General features: G+C 49.4%; 15 protein-coding genes. All 15 read left to right on the top strand.

Annotated features, from left to right (window positions below; genetic code table 11):
• Positions 1–672: 672 nt before the first annotated feature.
• The 15 genes from AB4124_RS26360 to AB4124_RS26290 all read left to right on the top strand — a co-directional run bounded on the left by AB4124_RS26360 (position 673) and on the right by AB4124_RS26290 (position 16863).
• Positions 673–1083, top strand: coding sequence for a DUF6157 family protein (locus tag AB4124_RS26360; RefSeq protein WP_076321639.1), 411 nt, complete (start codon positions 673–675; stop codon positions 1081–1083).
• 267 nt (positions 1084–1350) lie between these two features.
• Positions 1351–2364, top strand: a complete 1014-nt coding sequence (locus AB4124_RS26355; RefSeq protein ID WP_441974668.1) for a LacI family DNA-binding transcriptional regulator — start codon at positions 1351–1353, stop codon at positions 2362–2364.
• Positions 2365–2377: 13 nt separating this feature from the next.
• Positions 2378–3820, top strand: a complete 1443-nt coding sequence (locus AB4124_RS26350) for an extracellular solute-binding protein (protein WP_441974667.1) — start codon at positions 2378–2380, stop codon at positions 3818–3820.
• Between the two features lie 69 nt (positions 3821–3889).
• Entirely contained in the window at positions 3890–4762 is an 873-nt protein-coding gene (locus AB4124_RS26345; protein ID WP_441974666.1) for an ABC transporter permease subunit, read from the top strand.
• A gap of 8 nt (positions 4763–4770) precedes the next feature.
• Complete coding sequence (locus AB4124_RS26340) at positions 4771–5637, top strand: carbohydrate ABC transporter permease (protein ID WP_009592464.1); 867 nt, start codon at positions 4771–4773, stop codon at positions 5635–5637.
• A gap of 22 nt (positions 5638–5659) precedes the next feature.
• On the top strand, positions 5660–6976 hold the full coding sequence (locus tag AB4124_RS26335; RefSeq protein ID WP_441974665.1) for a CehA/McbA family metallohydrolase: 1317 nt from the start codon (positions 5660–5662) through the stop codon (positions 6974–6976).
• A gap of 64 nt (positions 6977–7040) precedes the next feature.
• The gene (locus tag AB4124_RS26330; protein WP_441974664.1) at positions 7041–7625 is read left to right on the top strand and encodes a TetR/AcrR family transcriptional regulator; all 585 of its coding nucleotides are present in this window, start codon (positions 7041–7043) and stop codon (positions 7623–7625) included.
• Positions 7626–7763: 138 nt separating this feature from the next.
• Positions 7764–8981, top strand: a complete 1218-nt coding sequence (locus AB4124_RS26325) for an MFS transporter (RefSeq protein WP_441974663.1) — start codon at positions 7764–7766, stop codon at positions 8979–8981.
• A 166-nt stretch (positions 8982–9147) separates the two neighbouring features.
• Positions 9148–10407, top strand: a complete 1260-nt coding sequence (locus AB4124_RS26320) for an MFS transporter (protein WP_441974755.1) — start codon at positions 9148–9150, stop codon at positions 10405–10407.
• 553 nt (positions 10408–10960) lie between these two features.
• A complete protein-coding gene (locus AB4124_RS26315; RefSeq protein WP_076321631.1) occupies positions 10961–11236 on the top strand; it encodes an acyl carrier protein in 276 nt (91 codons plus the stop codon).
• Positions 11223–12737 (top strand): hypothetical protein, encoded by a 1515-nt coding sequence (locus AB4124_RS26310; protein WP_441974662.1) that lies wholly within the window; start codon positions 11223–11225, stop codon positions 12735–12737. The genes AB4124_RS26315 and AB4124_RS26310 overlap by 14 nt, the downstream gene beginning before the upstream one ends.
• 22 nt (positions 12738–12759) lie before the next feature.
• Complete coding sequence (locus AB4124_RS26305) at positions 12760–13866, top strand: hypothetical protein (RefSeq protein WP_441974661.1); 1107 nt, start codon at positions 12760–12762, stop codon at positions 13864–13866.
• Positions 13838–15013 carry a radical SAM protein gene (locus AB4124_RS26300; RefSeq protein ID WP_339290308.1) on the top strand — a complete coding sequence of 392 codons (1176 nt, stop codon included), beginning with the start codon at positions 13838–13840 and terminating at the stop codon, positions 15011–15013. Before AB4124_RS26305 ends, AB4124_RS26300 begins: the two co-directional genes overlap by 29 nt.
• Before the next feature lie 60 nt (positions 15014–15073).
• Complete coding sequence (locus AB4124_RS26295; RefSeq protein ID WP_076321627.1) at positions 15074–16057, top strand: ABC transporter ATP-binding protein; 984 nt, start codon at positions 15074–15076, stop codon at positions 16055–16057.
• A complete protein-coding gene (locus AB4124_RS26290; protein ID WP_379405865.1) occupies positions 16054–16863 on the top strand; it encodes an ABC transporter permease in 810 nt (269 codons plus the stop codon). The genes AB4124_RS26295 and AB4124_RS26290 overlap by 4 nt, the downstream gene beginning before the upstream one ends.
• Positions 16864–16873 lie beyond the last annotated feature (10 nt).

The following is a 16873-nucleotide window of genomic DNA, read 5'->3' as shown; positions in this document are numbered from 1 at the left end:
TATGCAGTGTGCACTGAAGTATGCAGTGTGCATTTGATGTATATAGGGTGCAACAGATGTATAAGGTGTGCAACAGATGTATGCGGACAGGAGATCCGCTATTTCCGAATAAATGTACCAAATTCAAGACTTCGCGGACACAGGATCCGTTATTCTCGGCTTTTTCCAGTTTTTGGGGTGATATGCAGGCAATAGCGGAACCTGTGTCCGTTTAACCTTATATTTAGCACCTTTGCTTACAAATAGCGGAATCACGGTCCGCACGTAGTTAGTCTAACAGCTTCTATCTCGTAAAATGCCCCAAAGTATCATTGGTTTCCCATATGGGTTTCTCTATAATTTAAATATTTTTCGCACCTGGCGATAAATATTCAGATTATATTAATATTTCCAAAAGTAGATAAATTGGAAAGGATATATAGCGATACAAGAAACATGTCGTGCATCTATGTGTCTTATATAATGGCGCTACAATAAATTATATTACAATCCAAAAAGTTATCTCTAGTAAGGAGAACAATATGCAATGTAGACGGGAGAACTTTATGTTACGACGTAAGTTGTTGTCCTGAGAAAACCACTATCTCTGCAAAGAAAATGAGGATATTATGTTTATATGGAAAGGGCAGGATGAGAGAGAACTAAAAATGAACGGGAGGTAATTCTTATATTATGAAAGATATGAATTATTACAATACCTTTATTCAAGTTTCTGAAGACTGCCCTGCTAGCGCGGCTATAATTCCGAAAGCAAAAGGCGAGTCTAAGACCATACCGGTGATTCAGTATGAGATGCTATCGAACCACCCTTACCGATACACGCAAGAGGATGTGTTGTTCGAAGTGTTTGCCGAGCGCAATCAGATCTCGGAAACGGAAAGAGCAGCCGCACGCGAGAAGTTTTTTTCGAAAGGGCAGCCTTGTCTCCGAACCTCGTCCTTAGGCAAGCGCTATGGCTGGGGGATTCATCATGACGCTGAAGGGAAAGTCGCGATCTATGCCGTAGAGTCAGACGAATACCTCAAACTCATGAACGATAAAAGCATTGCTCAATGTAAAGCGATGCGCTCAAAGAAAGCCTAGGGGATGTACCGGAAGGATAAACTTTAATGGTAACTGAACTCAATTGGGAAGGCATCTCTATCATATACGTGCATACCAAGTCGCCTGATAGGCGGCTTTTTTTGTTTGCCTAAAGAAACGATTTCATTCCTAAGATTTAATTTTCAATTAACATAAACCTGCATTCTATTCAATTATTCTTTTTTAAAATCAATCACGTAGGGTTATTAAACCGGTTTAATGATCCAGCAATCCATCAGAATCTGCTAGAGAAAGGAACAACGATAGATGGCTACCATTGACGACGTTGCCAGAATGGCTGGAGTATCCAAGGGGACCGTGTCCAGTGTGTTCAGCAAAAAAAGGCCGATCAGCCAACAAGTGACGGAACGGGTACTAGAGGTAGCCCAAGAGCTGGGATATTTCCCGAATCACCTGGCCCGAAGCCTGGCGATCAAGAGGACGATGAGCATCGGCCTCAAGATACCTCTCCCGCCTGATGGGACGATGACGGCATTCGATACTCAGCTGATTAACGGGGTCATCAAGGAATGCTCCAAGCAAGGGTACCGCCTAGTTCTGGACACCTTGCCCGAGCAGGAGGATCCCACTTTATATTCGCAGGATCCTGTCGATGGCGTCATTCTGCTCAACCCGCGAAAAAATGATTTGCGAATTCAACGGTACCTGATGATGGGCACTCCTTTAGTGCTGGTGGGGCGGTCGGACCCTTATGACGATACGATCAGTTACGTGGATAACAACAATACCAACGTGGCTCAACAGGTCGGAGATTATTTGCTCCGGGGCGGACATAAAACCGTGCTCTTCCTGAATGCATCCTCCGATATGACCGTGTCCTATGATCGAAAACATGGCTTGGCAGAAGCATATAGCCAACACAAGCTGCCGATGCCCGAAGAGTATGTGGTGTACTATGACCACAAGCTGCATGCCAACGGCACGGAATACGGATATATGTCCATCATGAACACCTATGGGAACATGAACTATACAGCAGTCATTACGGATACGGATCGAGTGGCGCTTGGCGTGCTGAGGGCTGCCAGGGAGCTGGATATCGAGGTGCCCGAACAGCTATCGGTCATCGCTCTCAGCAATGATGCTATTCTGGCTCAGGATATGAATCCAAAGCTGACATCCGTGGAATTGTCGGCAGAGACGCTCGGAGCTGAAGCAGCCAAGCTGTTGTTCGAGAAAATAAGCGATAAACGTATCCACAGGCAAATCATCATACCCGCGCAGCTGGTTGTGAGGGAATCCTGCAAATTTCTATCTTAACGACAATGAAGGAGTGGTTAGCTTGGTAAAAAGAATCAAGATCATGAGTGCAATCATGGCTGTATCTCTGTTCGGCGGGCTGCTTGCGGGTTGTTCCCCGAACGCAGGCAGCAGTAGTACACAGGAAGGCGGCAATGCCGCGTCCCAAGCTGCATCGAATGCCGAAGAACGTACGCTCAAAATCATGACGGGTGTCATCGGCGGCAAAACACCTGAAGAGAATACGCAGTTCGAGCAGGAAATCGAGCGTCTAACCGGCATCAAGGTAACGATGAACAAGCCAGCGGCTGACTATGACCAGAAGCTGCTGGCAGCCATCGCTTCCGGGGAAAAGTTCGATCTGCTGCAGATCAGCAAAGAGAAAATGTCCACTTTCATTGATCAAGGAATTCTTACACCATTGACCGATCAAGTGAACGGCTCCAAGGTGCTTTCGGATCCCAATGTCATTCCGGCCAAGGAGTGGGAACAAGTCAAGACGAAGGATGGCGAGATCTACGGCGTGTTCACCAAGTACCAAGGAGGAACGATGCCGATCGTTCGCAAGGACTGGCTGGACAAATTAAATCTGCCCGAGCCTGAAACGCTGGACGATTATTACAACGTCCTCAAAGCTTTCACCGAACAAGATCCGGACGGCAACGGCAAAAAGGACACGTACGGACTCAGCACGGCCGGCATGTACGAACTGCAGGGCTTCTTCAGCGCCGCAGGCCTGAAACAACGATATGTGGAAACCGCTGACGGCAAGCTGGACGTTCCGTATTCCACGGATGCGGCCATCCCGGTTTATGAATGGCTGAACAAGCTGTTTGAGGAAGGCATTCTGGATCCGAACTTCACCACGAATGACACCGGTAAAATGCGCGACCTGTTCCTTGCCGACCGCGTTGGCATGATTACGTATTGGGACGCTTGGGTTGGCATGCTGAACAACACGCGTCATGAACAAGACCCGAATACGGAATTCGAAGCGAAGGGCTTGCCTGGTGCTGCCGATGCGAACGGCAACCACATGCTGCGCAGGGGCGATCCGGACGTATGGGTTATTCCCGTGAATGCGGAGCATCCGAAAACAGCCTTCGAATTCATTGAATGGTGGCATTCGGAGGAAGGGATTAACCTGGGAAGCTTGGGCATCAAGGATGTGGATTACACGGTTGACAACGGCAAGTATACGCTGACGCAAACCGGCAAAGAGCATGCTTCCGACCATGGCGTTCCTTTCTGGTATAACCGTAACGTCGAAGCGCCTTTCGGTAAACTGCCGGGCGTGCAGGAAGCGCAGGAGCTCGTCGATCAATATGCTGCTTTAGAATTAACGCCTTCCCATTGGGCGGATGCCGAGAAAATCATCAATGAACATTCCTTCAAAGCGATCATGGGCGAGATGCCGGCAGCCGACGCCGTAAAGAAAATGCGGGAAGCCCTTAAAGCCGGCGGGTATATCGATTAAAGCTTTAAGAGGAGGGGGCGGTGATCACGCCGCACCCTCTTTATTTTTCGATCATGGTGGTGAATTTCCGTGAAAGCCATATTCAAATACAAAACCCTATATTTTATGATGCTTCCCATCCTGGCCTATTTCCTCATCTTTTCCTTTTATCCGCTGGCCCGGGGACTTGCCATCAGCTTTCAAGATTACCGGCTGATCGGAGACCGGCCCTTTATCGGTTTCGATAACTATCTGAGGGTACTGAAGGATCCGGTGTTTTGGGAAGTTTTTCAGAATACGATTGTGATCGGCGCCGGAGGCTTTATCATCAACTTCTTTTTGCCGCTGATTCTTGCGCTCTCCTTAAATGAAGTGGCTTCCGCCTGGTTCAAAAAAATGACCCAGATGATCGTCTATTTACCTCATTTGTTCTCTTGGGTGGTCGTAGGCGGGATGTGGATTCTGCTGTTGTCTCCGGATACAGGCATCGTGAACCAGATCATTCAGCTATTCGGCGGTCAGTCGGTCGGGTTCCTGTCTTCGGACCGTTATGCCCGCATCGTCATGATCCTTACTTCGGGTTGGAAGGAGATGGGGTATACCTGCATTATGTACTTGGCGGCCATCGTGAACATTAATCCCTCGCTGTATGAGGCTGCTAGCATGGACGGTGCCAGTCGTTGGCAGAAGGTCCGTTACGTCACCATTCCGATGCTTCGCTCCACCATGAAGGTGGTCATCATGTTAAATGTATTGGGTATCCTGCGTTTATTCGATCAAATATTCGTGATGAGTAATGGCGCCATTGCCAAGAAAGTTGACGTCATTATGATGTACACCTATCAAAAAGGGATATTGGAATTTAGCGTTGGACCTGCAACGGCGGCCGGCTTCCTGGTGATTTTGGCAACATTCACGCTGACGTATGTAACAAGAGCGGTGATCCGCTACGATGAAGGGTGAGTCGGTATATGAAATCGATGAATAAAATAAGCCTGCCTGGCCGTTTGTTTGATACGATCAATGTTCTGTTCCTCCTTTTGCTCGTTTTAACTATGGTTATTCCGTTTATAAATACACTCGCGCTTGCATTCTCATCCAATTTTGCTTCCATGCAGCCGGGGATCGTACTCTGGCCCAAGGAATTCAGCCTCGAGGGATTCTCCACCGTATGGAACCGCATGAAGCTTTATTTGCCTTTTACGAACAATGTCATTGTGACCGTTGTCGGTACCTTAGGTCATGTCTTCTTAAGTTCCATGGCGGGCTATGTCCTGATACAGAAAGGACTTCCCGGAAAAAAGTGGATGTTATCCGCGATCCTGCTGACGATGATGATTCCAAGCGAGGCGATCATGATCCCGCTGTATATCGTGAATCAGGATTTAGGACTCCTTAACACGCTGTCCTCATTGATACTTTCGGGTTTCGTCTCCGGCTTCAGCGTCGTGCTCATGCGAAATTTCTTTTTGAGCGTTCCCTACGAGATGTCGGAATCGGCCCGGATCGATGGAGCGGGGGATCTTCGGATCTTCTTTACGATGTATTTGCCGCTTGCGAGCGCAGGACTGGCAACGGTCACGCTGTTTGAGTTTGTCAGTCGCTGGAACCAATTCACGCCGGCTGTGCTCTATATTAACGACTCGTCCAAATATACGCTGCAAATCGCGCTGAAATCGCTCATCGTCGATACCGATTCGACCTCGAGCAATTTCATGATCACGACCAATGTCCGAATGGCGGGGATTGTCATTGCCCTACTCCCGCTCATCATCATCTACCCGTATGTGCAAAAATATTTTGTCAAAGGAATGTTTGTCGGCGCAAATAAAGAATAGGCAGAGAAGAGGAGGAAGCAATATGGCACAACTCGAGCGGAAGATCAGCACATCGGTTTTCAAACGATTCATTGAGTATTCGGAACAAAGCTCGTACATCGAAATTCCGTTCCAAATGCCTCCGGATGTCGAAGAAATCCACGTAAGTTTTCTGGTGGATTCTCAAGGCGGCGACCCCGCCGAAGCGGTCATTGATCTAGGAATACGGGACGCGGAGATAGTAAGGGGCTGGAGCGGAGGGGCTCGTCAGGAATTCAATATCGGTCCGAATACTGCCACTCCGGGTTATCTGCCCGGACGGTTGGCCACAGGAGAATGGGCTATTCTCCATAATGCCTACAAGGTGCCCGCCCAGGGTTGTTTGGTCACGATCGAAATCGAATTTACCTACAAGACATGGCGCTGGTTGAAGGGAGACCTTCACACGCATAGCGTTCATAGCGACGGCTCTTATACGCTGGAAGAAAATGCCGCCATCATGGAAAGCCTGGGCTGCGATTTTATCGCCATGACCGACCATAATACGAGCAGCCAGAACCTTGCTTATCCGCGCGGTACCTCGTTGCTTATGATACCGGGTACGGAGTTTACGACGAATTATGGTCATAGTAATTTCCTTGGCGTGACGAGCCCCATGGACGATTTTCGCGTATCGGGCATATCCGATGTTCACGAAAAGTTTCGAGTTGCCCGCGAGCGGGGGGCCCAGATTGTGCTGAACCATACGCACTGTGATAACTGTCCGTGGGAGTGGGATTTCGATGTGGATTACGACGGGGTAGAAATTTGGAACGGGCCTTGGAGAGAGCACAACAGACGCGCGCTTTCCTGGTGGCAGGAACAGCTTGCCGCGGGGAGACGCCTGGTAGCCGTAGGCGGAAGCGATGTGCATCGACCGGATTCCTATGTGAAGCATGCGATGCCATGCGTATGGGTCTGGACCGATGAAAAAACGGTGGAGGGCGTCCTGAACGGTATTAAGGAAGGCCGCGTCGTGATTACTAATTCTCCTGACGGCCCTTTTGCCAACCTTCAATGCGGTGATTACGGGATTGGAGATGAAGTGCCATATGAGCAATCCGGTCACGAGGTGGTCATTCAACTGGATGATTTAAAGGTGGGCGATCTGATTCGCCTGTACAGCGAGCGCGGTCTCGAGGAAGAAATTGCTGTCGACTCGGAAGGGGGCGTTAGAGTGACGTTTGACGCTAAGCATAGAAGCTTCTTGCGGGCAGAGGTTTGGCGGCAATTCGGACTGGCGGATGGCATGTCGATGGCGGCCGTGACAAACCCTATCTATTTTGCTTCAAAAGGAGGTACGGGGAAAATTACGGTATGAAAAAAAAATACTGGAATGTTCGTTCCGATTAGTTTATACTCGTCTTGAGAAGGAGGAGGTAGGAATGGGACGGACCAAAGAATTTGACCGTGAACAGGTGCTTCGCAAAGCGATGATCGTTTTTTGGGAAAAAGGGTACGAGGGGGCAAGCATACCGGATTTATTGCAATCCATGGAATTAAGCAGATCCAGCATGTACGAAACGTTTCAGGATAAACAGACGCTTTACTTTGAGGCCATCCAACAATACAAAAAAATGTCGCAAAAAAAACGCGACCTGATGAACCATGCCCCTTCTGCGATCACCGGGATCCGCCAATATTTTGAACTGCATATCACGAACGCGTTTGCGACGCACGGTGAAGCTTACCCGAACGGATGTCTGATTACGAACGCTTCCGTGGGTCTCGATGCTATGGATGAGCCCTTGCAGAATACGATTCGCCAAAGCTTTACGGAGCTGGAGCAGCTGTTCTATGAGAAATTAAAAAAGGGCCAGGAAACGGGCGAAATTTCCCCCGAGAAAGACATAAAAATGTTATCGTTCCTGCTGCTTAATCTCAACCACAGCATCAACGTGATGGCCAGGATCCAAAGCGACAGCGATAAGGTCCGCGGCATGATGAAAGCCGTAATCGAATCGCTGTAGAGCTTTTTTTTTCATCATACTGGAACAATCGTTCCAGTTGAATCCCCCCTTACTAAGAATGGAGGGGAACTTACCCCAATATTGGAACGAACGTTCCGATATTGTTACACTAACATTTTTATAAAAGGAGTGCTTCTCATGAATGCAAATGAACATGCAAAGGGAAAATTGGAGATTTCCGCATCGCCCTGGATTATGCTGATTCTTGCTGTTGCGTGCGGCTTGATCGTTGCTAATCTTTACTATACGCAGCCTTTGGTTGAGTCCATAAGCTCATCTATAGGATTATCTTCAGGAGCCGCCGGGGTCATCGTCACGCTGACCCAAATCGGCTACGGGATCGGCTTGCTGTTCATCGTTCCTTTGGGAGATCTGCTTGAAAACCGCAAACTGGTGGTTACGCTGCTGATTCTGACGGCCATCGTCTTAATCTTTGCTGCCGCAGCCCGAAACGCCGCTCTGTTTCTTGCCGCCTCCTTGTTTATCGGTGTGGGGTCCGTTGCGGCCCAGATCCTGGTCCCTTATGCGGCGCATCTCTCTCCGGAGGAGACGAGAGGACGTAATGTCGGTAATGTCATGAGCGGGCTGCTGTTAGGAATCATGCTGGCCCGTCCGGTTTCGAGTTTGGTGGAAAATTATTTCGGCTGGCACGCTATCTTTATGATGTCATCCGCCATTCTCTTCGTATTGGCTCTGGTTTTGATCAAAGTACTGCCGGCAAGGAAGCCGCAAACGACCGATCATTATCCGGCCATCATCTCATCCATGCTGCGGCTGCTGAAAACGACGCCGATTCTACGTCGCAGGGCGCTGTATCACGCTTTTCTGTTCGGGATGTTCAGTCTGTTCTGGACAACGGTGCCGCTTGTATTAACAAGTCCGCTGTATCATTTTTCCTCTGCAGGCGTTGCGTTGTTCGCTTTGGCAGGGGTATCGGGCGCGGCCGCCGCGCCTCTTGCCGGCCGCTTTGCGGATAATGGCTTGATCCGGCCTGCAACCGGAATATCGATTGTGCTGGTGATATTATCGGGACTTTTGCCGATTGTGTTTGCTGGCGGTTCTCTGCTCTCTATCGTGATCCTGGTGCTTGCCGCTATCCTGCTGGATATGGGCGTGTCCGCCAATTTGGTGTTGGGACAACGCGCGATTTTCTCTTTGGGAGCCGAGGTACGGAGCCGGCTGAACGGCTTGTATATGGCGATCTTTTTTGCCGGCGGGGCCATAGGCTCCGCAGCCGGGGGATGGGCATACGCTATGGGCGGCTGGAAAGCGGCGATGTGGCTTGGTGTTCTTTTTCCGGCCTTGGCCTTGCTCTACTTTTTGACGGAACGTAGGGTGGTGCGCGGCAGCAAATAAAGCGATGCATGTTTTCATCAAGCGGTTGTAGGATAACTTAGAAATTTTCTGTAGGATATATGGATCGCTGATAACGCATAATGAGCAATTAAGAAGAAATGTCACATGATGTTTTAAGTTAAAATGAGTGTAAATCGCGTGAGATAATACACGAAAGGGTGGGATGATGTCAGAAACCGAAGATGATAAGAAAATTCATTGGAAAAGGAATATCATTCTCTTCTTAAGCAGCCAGACACTCTCACTGTTTGGTTCTGCCTTGGTGCAATATGCCATTATGTGGTACATCACGCTGACTACGCAGTCAGGCATGATGATGACGCTGTATATTATTTGCGGATTCATTCCGACGTTTTTGCTGTCGCCGTTTGCGGGCGTATGGGCGGACCGCTTCAATCGTAAATCGCTCATTATGATTGCGGATGCAATGATCGCGGTGGTTACGCTAATTTTGGCCATCACGTTTATGCTTGGCTACCAAGCGGTTTGGCTGCTGTTTGTCATTTCTGCCGTACGTGCACTCGGGGCAGGCATTCAGACACCAGTGGTCGGGGCGATATTGCCTCAAATTGTGCCGCAAGAGAAGCTAACGAAAGTTAACGGTATTAACGGCAGCCTGCAAGCACTCACCATGTTCGTAGCGCCTATTGTCAGCGCGGCTTTGCTTACCATGGCAACGATCGAAATGATTTTTTTTATCGACGTCGTTACGGCTGCGATCGCGATCTTTACCTTGTTTGTCTTTCTCAAAATTCCGCTGCACAAAAAGGCATCTGTTACGCAAAGTACAGGCTACCTGCACGACTTCAAGGAGGGCTTGGTGTATATAAAACAGCATGCCTTTTTAAAATCCTTTTTTATCTTCTTCGCATTTTTCTTTGTGCTCATGGCACCTGCTGCCTTTCTGACTCCGCTGCAGGTTACCCGCAGCTTCGGTGACGATGTATGGCGCTTAACGGCAATCGAAATCGCGTTTTCCGTTGGCATGATGGCAGGAGGAGGGATCATCGCGTCATGGGGCGGGTTCAAAAATAAAGTGTACACGATGGCTATAGCCAGCTTCATCATGGCCGCGTCTACTTTTGCGCTCGGCATTGTACCTGTATTCTGGATTTACTTAGCCATCATGGCTGTGTTCGGAGTAGCGATGCCTATATTTAATACGCCGACGACCGTCATGCTGCAGGAGAAGGTGGACGAAAATTATCTGGGACGTATATTCGGTGTCTTCGGGATGATCTCGACTTCCATGATGCCCATCGGGATGTTGATATTCGGACCGCTTGCTGATGTGGTTAAAATCGAATGGCTGCTGATCGGTACCGGACTGTTTATGCTCGTACTCACGGTATTCTTCGCTCGGAACAAGCGATTGGTTGAAGCGGGTTTGCCACTGCCAAAAGAACAAGAAGCCACTTCGGATTAATGCTTCAAGCCTGGACCACAGCGGCTTCAGATCTAGTACATCCGTCTGCCACGGGATGTTTTTCCAGTTATAACAAGCGAGGATGAATATCCGAACGCCCTATTCGTTAAAGGATCAGCAGAAAAAAGGATCAACAGAAAATCGGCATACCGAATGAAGTGTGGAAGCTTATACGAAGTGTCCCAGGCTGGTTTTCGTGCGCATAGGAACCATCACGCATATTACCAAGTCATGAATACAAGGAGCTAGTGACCTTTAGAGGTTACAGCTCCTTTTGTCGTGAACAAGAATATCTACGTAGATGAAGCCGCGGTTATCGAGACTCTGATCCATTCTTATAATTTTCTAATACCATCTGGACGTAGTTTTCGGCAATTTTCGTTCTATCGAATCCTGTTATATTTATTGTTGACAGATTTTAACACCGGGAAGATAATAATTGTAACTATGGTAAAAGGAGGGAATATGTTTTAGGAGTTTTTGTTCGAATGGAATTTCTAAATGTAAAGATTCGGTTGTACCTCGTATATTAACCCACTAAAGGAGTGTAGTCATGTACGGTAAAATCGTAGACATTTTGTGCTCTATCAAAGAAGACCAACCGGAACTCCGCCAAAACCTGTCCCTCGATACGGATCTAAACAACGATATAGGCCTCGATTCTCTGCAAATGATCCAGTTTATGCTCAAAGTCGAAGATCAGTTAAACGTGGTCATTGACTATGACCAATTCGATTACGAACATCTCCAGTCGATCGACTCATTTATCACTTTTCTGAAAAGCTGCCAATCGCAGGAGCAGCCCCTATACGAAGATGTCAAGCAATGATGCCGGCGTGATTCCGAAAATCGTGATGGGTACCTTCGATCCCGAAACACGTTGGAGGGATCCAGATCTGGCCCGGCTGCCCGCTATGCCCGATAAGGACCGGGAATCGATTGTCCTCTGCATGGACGAGCTGCTATTTCCATTTTGCGGACCGGACGATGTCCTTTACAGTCGTTGCAAAATTGATCCGGCGCTGCACGAATACCTGAACGGGCTGGGTTTTTCTTTTCAGTCCCGTTATCACTATGATTTGAACGATGAGCATAAGCCTTTACCAGGATCAGACGTTTTCAAGCGGTGCATGTTCAGCCTTGCAGCCGAACAAGCCCAAGATCCTATAACGGCAAACAGGGTGCTGCAGACGGCCGGTGCCGGTTATTCTGAGGGTGCACTCTTGCCGGGATCGATCTCTTCCTTATATGCCGTAAACGGTTTGAACCAAACACAATCACCGGATGAAGCGTTGTTCACCAACGCTACCAACATTCTATCACCGTACGCTATTACGGCAGAAACGGAAACTTACCTCCGTGCCGCCGGACCGTTTGATCCTTTACCGGACATGGAGACGGTTGTACGTGTCAACTCCAAGATATACTCGAGCAGACTCCTGGCTAGCATCGGCGAGAAGCGCTACGGGATGGAGGCAAACAGCGCTGCGGAAATAGAGGCGATCGGAACTACGCTTTTGAAGCGGGGATCGTATTTGCTGAAAGATCCGTTCGGTGTTTCGGGCAAGGGCAATCTGCTCATTGATAGCGAAGCCATGCAGCGAAGGATAGCGGAGCACCTGTATAAGCAGGAGGGAAGCGGATTGCGCGTTCAGTTTCTGCTAGAGCCCCTGCTGCCGAAAGTGACCGATTTCAGTTCTCACTGGTTTATCCAGGAGAACGGTGAGAAGGAGTTCATCTCCGTTCAGCGGATGATGAATCACCAGCAAAATTACAGCGGGTCTATCCAAGCCGATGAAGATTTTAACGACATGCTGGAGAACGCCGGCTATTTTACCGTGATAGAGAAAGCGCTCCGGGCTCTGGCCGAGGACGGCTACCATGGCTTTGTCTGCTTCGACTCCATGATCCTGGAGGACGGAGAAGTCGTATCCATTGTGGAGATCAACGCCCGCAAGTCCATGGGACTGATTAACGCGTATCTCGATAAATGGTGGGAACCATATGGCCATACCGGCTGGCTTACGTTCTTCTCTCTCGGTCTTCCGCAAGGCTTTACATTCGGGAAACTCCTGCATTCTCTGCGCGAATCCGGTCTTCTGTTGACAGCACCCGGGGATTACGGGATCGTTCCGTTATCATCCAATACCGTCATGGTGAACGAGATTCTAACACGGCGCCATATCGCCGAAGGAACACAGAACAAACGGGGGATGCCGAAGGGACGGCTGTATGCAGCCGTGCTGGGACGTGACGACGAACATCGCAGCGAATTGGCCAAAAGCCTGCGTCAGATGCTCGCCGACTTATCCGTTAAAGTGTACAACTAAATCTGGAACTTGGAGGCTGCGCATGTATTCATCTTCGGTCACCTTGCTGGCGTCGGGCAATTCGCTTGGCGCATACATTCCGGCTATGCATCTGCATACGTACCTGCAAGGCAAAGGTATCGGAACAGAGGTTCATGTTCTGGAGAACTTGTATCACGCGGAAGTCCGGCACAAGATACGCTCTACCAAAAAAGCATTCCATGCGGATTTCTCCGTTGCCCGTATGGGCCATAAGCTGGCCAAGCCCGTTGACTCTTCCCTGGACGAGGAAGCGGTTCGGAGAATGCTGGACGACTGGAGACAGGCCGGTGTCTCCCGCTTTGCCGTCTTTACCGGCTTCTGGCTGCCAATCCTGGAGCGTTATAAGGCAGCTGCCGACATCCCACTGGACATCCGGCTGATTCGGTTGGATGCGAGTGATACGCCGTCTTATAAGGTACACAAGCAATTATATTTAGGCTACGACAACATCTGGTTCTACGAGCCCTCAAAGCTGTCGCCGGACAGTTACCTTGCTTCGGACGAAGCGGAGCCTCTGCCTTACGCGCAGCGTTCCGGACGCATTCTGATCCATGGCGGCGGCTGGGGGATCGGGACCTATGCCGCAACGATCTCAGAACTTCGTAAGCTCGGATACAGCCTTGATGTGATCGTTTACGATCCCTCCGAGGTGGAGGAGGACGACGGGGTTACGCGCTACTTTGGAACGGAGGCCTTCTGGGATCCGTGGAGCAGGGATGTGCAAGGGCGGCACACATTTCCGCCGATGGTCCGTTATGTCCGTGAAGACGGCGTTCTCCGGGAGTTTCCACTCGGGGATTACTCTGCTTTCACGGACCTCATGCGAAATTGCGTTGCAATCATCAGCAAGCCGGGGGGAGCGACCCTGAACGACTCGATGGCGTTCGGAATCCCTTTTGTCATGCTGGAACCGTTTGGCGACCATGAGCTTCATAATTCAGCCTATTGGGAATCCTGTGGTTTCGGTATCCGGTTTGCGGAATGGAAAGCTCAGGATTTTTCGAAACCTATGCTAGAGGAGATTTGCAGACGTTTGTTGGAGCAGCGATCAAAAATCAACCATTTTGGGAGGAACACCTATGCAGCCGAAAACAGCAGTTACGTTTGACCAACTGACGTTCCGTAATATGAAAAGAACCCTGGTACCGCTAGCGGAAACGGGAAGAAAGCTCAAAGAGGACCCGACTTATGCGGCCCCTGTACCTTATGAGATTGGGATCAAACTCAATAACGGATGCAATCTGCGCTGCAAGCATTGCTTCGAATGGAATCCGGAAGGCTTCCATCACGGCTTTGCAAAAGAAGTAAAGAACGATGAAATCGAGATTCCTGTCGTGGAGAAGCTACTTGCCGAAACGAGAGAACGTAAATCGCGCGTGTTCCTGTGGGGCGGGGAGCCGTTGTTCTACTCCAAGTTCGATGAACTGGCGGAGCTGCTGGCCAAAGAAGACCGGTATACGACCATTTGTACGAATGCGATTCTCATTGAACAGAAGCTGGATTCTATTCTGAAAATGTCGGAAAATCTGGTCATGCTGGTCAGCCTGGAAGGCTTCGAGAAAGAGAATGACGCAATAAGAGGCAAAGGCACATTCAAGAAAGTGATCCACGCCATACAGCTCCTGCTGGATCTGCAAAAGCAGGGCTTGTATAAAGGCAAAGTATCTGTAGCTCTGACAGTAAATGACCAGATGGTCGGCAAGCTTTACAGCTTTATGGAATACTTTGAAGAGATGGGCGTAGATTCCGTGTACTTCTGCTTCCCTTGGTACATCCCTTCCGGTACGGCGGAGAAAATGGATACCTATTTTGATGCCCATTTCCCTCACCTTGCTTCCCGCTTTGCGGACGATCATAAGAACAGCTGGCACTCCTTCACATTTCACATATCGCCGGAGCATTTCGATACATTGATCGAAGAGCTGAAACGCGTCAATTCACGCGTATGGAATGTGCGTATCCGCTATCAGCCCGCGCTGGAGCCCGAAGAGGTGGAAGGGTTTATCCGTGGAAGCGAGAAGCCGGCCATGAACCGGACGAAGTGCTTCTCGATCTCGAACCGGATGGACGTGATGCCGGACGGCAAAGTGAATCCGTGCAAATTTTTCCCGGAATTCAGTGTCGGCAATTTGTATGAAGATAGCGTGGCGGATATTTTCCACGGCGAAGATCTTCGGAAACAGCGCGAAGTTCTGGCCTGCGGTCTGATGCCGATTTGCTCGAAATGTGTGCTGCTTTATAACAATGGAGTTTAAGCGTTTAAACTTTATGCCGTTCATTCAGGCAGATCAGGCAAACGTTTGGGAGGAGCGGAGATGGACTATATCCGTGTACGGGAGCTGCACAAATCGTTTGTGTATTACCGGAAAGAAGCCGGACTCAAAAATTCATTAAAAAACTTGTTTGCTCGCAAGTCACTGGTGAAGGAAGCGGTTAAATCCGTTTCCTTCGATATCGGCCCCGGCGAGTGTGTTGGTTTTCTTGGGCCTAACGGGGCGGGTAAGACTACAACGCTCAAGATGTTATCGGGCATTCTATATCCCACGAGCGGAGAGGCCGATGTACTCGGCTATGTGCCGTGGGAGCGAAAGAATGAGTTCAAGCGGCTTTTCTCCATCGTGATGGGTCAGAAAAACCAGCTTTGGTGGGACCTTCCCGCCAGCGAGTCGATTTATTTGAACAAATGTATTTATGACGTGGACGATGATCTCTACCGCCGGAGTCTTGCCGAGTTATCGGAAATGCTCGATGTGCAGGACCTTTTGGACGTGCAGGTGCGTCGGTTGTCCCTGGGGGAGCGGATGAAAATGGAGCTCATCGCCGCTCTGATCCACCGCCCTAAGCTGCTTTATCTCGATGAGCCGACGATCGGCCTCGATTTCCCTTCCCAGAAGAAGGTCAGGGAGTTTCTGAAATACTACAATGAACAATTCGGCGCGACAATTTTGCTGACGAGCCACTACATGAAGGATGTGGAGGATCTGTGCAAGCGGACGATCATCATTAATGAAGGCAGTATTCTGTATGACGGTGATCTTCATAAAATCAACGATCTTTTTGGCGAGAACAAAGTGATAAGGCTGCAATTCTCCGAACCCGTTGCCGAGCAGCGGTTGGCCAAATTCGGAAAAATCGTCAGCGCAGACGACTACAACGCGGTTTTGGAGCTGCCTAAGTACCGCTTGAAGGAAGTGTCGCGTGCCGTGCTCGATTCGTTTCCGATCGTGGACTGGACAATAGAGGACGTTGCGATCGAGGAGAGTATTTCGATGCTCTACCGCAAGGAATCCGTCGGATGAACAGAGGCAAATTGTATAGGGCTGTTTTTTCAATGGGCGTCCAGCATTCGATGGAATACCGTTTTCACTTCTTTCTTGGTCTTCTGGGGGCCACGTTTCCGATTCTTGTCCAGTATTTCATCTGGACGGCGGTGTACCGGCATTCCGGTCAGGATGCGCTGTTCTCGTATTCGTACGGTCAAATTATATTGTATACGATCTTGGCTGGATTGGTGTCCAAGCTGATCGCTACCCAGTTCGAGCACCAGATTGCCGACGATATCAAAAACGGTGGTCTTAACAAGTATTTGATCAAACCGATCAGCTATTTCGGGTATCGGCTGGTATCTTTTTTCGGCCAGAAGGCGATCTATTACGGGATTACAGCTTTACTGCTCATCGGGATTATTGGTTTCGCATCTGCTGGTGGCGTGCTCGAGCTCCAGGCTATACGCCTGATCCTGTTCGCGGTCACGCTATCGGGGGCGCTTTTGCTCAATTTCCTGATCGCTTACTGTATCTGTGCAAGTGCTTTTTATCTGCATGAGATCTCGTATTTTTTTGTCATTACAAGTCTGCTCGTAAATATTTTGAGCGGAGGGATGTTTCCGCTCGAGATTTTCGGGGAGTCCATTGTGAAGGCACTTCAGTACACGCCATTCCCATATACGATTTATTTTCCGGTCAATATCCTCAGCGGCAAAGCGGAAGCGGCGGCTATGTACCAAGGGCTGCTAATCCAGTGTGGGTGGATTCTGCTGTTCTTCTGGTTATCCCGTCTGACTTGGCGTATTTCCATGAAGAAATATTCGGCAGTAGGGGGGTAACAGACGTTGC

This window comes from Paenibacillus sp. 2KB_20 (genome assembly GCF_052115765.1).
Taxonomy (GTDB): Bacteria; Bacillota; Bacilli; order Paenibacillales; family Paenibacillaceae; genus Paenibacillus_AQ.
The sequence above is the reverse complement of the archived record's forward strand: the minus strand, read 5'-3'. Positions and strand labels throughout refer to the sequence as shown.

Excerpts from the sequence above, each read along its gene's own strand:
- AB4124_RS26360 (WP_076321639.1), top strand. The coding sequence starts at position 673 with ATGAAAGATATGAATTATTACAATACCTTTATTCAAGTTTCTGAAGAC.
- AB4124_RS26355 (WP_441974668.1), top strand. The coding sequence starts at position 1,351 with ATGGCTACCATTGACGACGTTGCCAGAATGGCTGGAGTATCCAAGGGG.
- AB4124_RS26340 (WP_009592464.1), top strand. The coding sequence starts at position 4,771 with ATGAAATCGATGAATAAAATAAGCCTGCCTGGCCGTTTGTTTGATACG.
- AB4124_RS26335 (WP_441974665.1), top strand. The coding sequence starts at position 5,660 with ATGGCACAACTCGAGCGGAAGATCAGCACATCGGTTTTCAAACGATTC.
- AB4124_RS26330 (WP_441974664.1), top strand. The coding sequence starts at position 7,041 with ATGGGACGGACCAAAGAATTTGACCGTGAACAGGTGCTTCGCAAAGCG.
- AB4124_RS26325 (WP_441974663.1), top strand. The coding sequence starts at position 7,764 with ATGAATGCAAATGAACATGCAAAGGGAAAATTGGAGATTTCCGCATCG.
- AB4124_RS26320 (WP_441974755.1), top strand. The coding sequence starts at position 9,148 with ATGTCAGAAACCGAAGATGATAAGAAAATTCATTGGAAAAGGAATATC.
- AB4124_RS26315 (WP_076321631.1), top strand. The coding sequence starts at position 10,961 with ATGTACGGTAAAATCGTAGACATTTTGTGCTCTATCAAAGAAGACCAA.
- AB4124_RS26310 (WP_441974662.1), top strand. The coding sequence starts at position 11,223 with ATGTCAAGCAATGATGCCGGCGTGATTCCGAAAATCGTGATGGGTACC.
- AB4124_RS26305 (WP_441974661.1), top strand. The coding sequence starts at position 12,760 with ATGTATTCATCTTCGGTCACCTTGCTGGCGTCGGGCAATTCGCTTGGC.
- AB4124_RS26300 (WP_339290308.1), top strand. The coding sequence starts at position 13,838 with ATGCAGCCGAAAACAGCAGTTACGTTTGACCAACTGACGTTCCGTAAT.
- AB4124_RS26295 (WP_076321627.1), top strand. The coding sequence starts at position 15,074 with ATGGACTATATCCGTGTACGGGAGCTGCACAAATCGTTTGTGTATTAC.
- AB4124_RS26290 (WP_379405865.1), top strand. The coding sequence starts at position 16,054 with ATGAACAGAGGCAAATTGTATAGGGCTGTTTTTTCAATGGGCGTCCAG.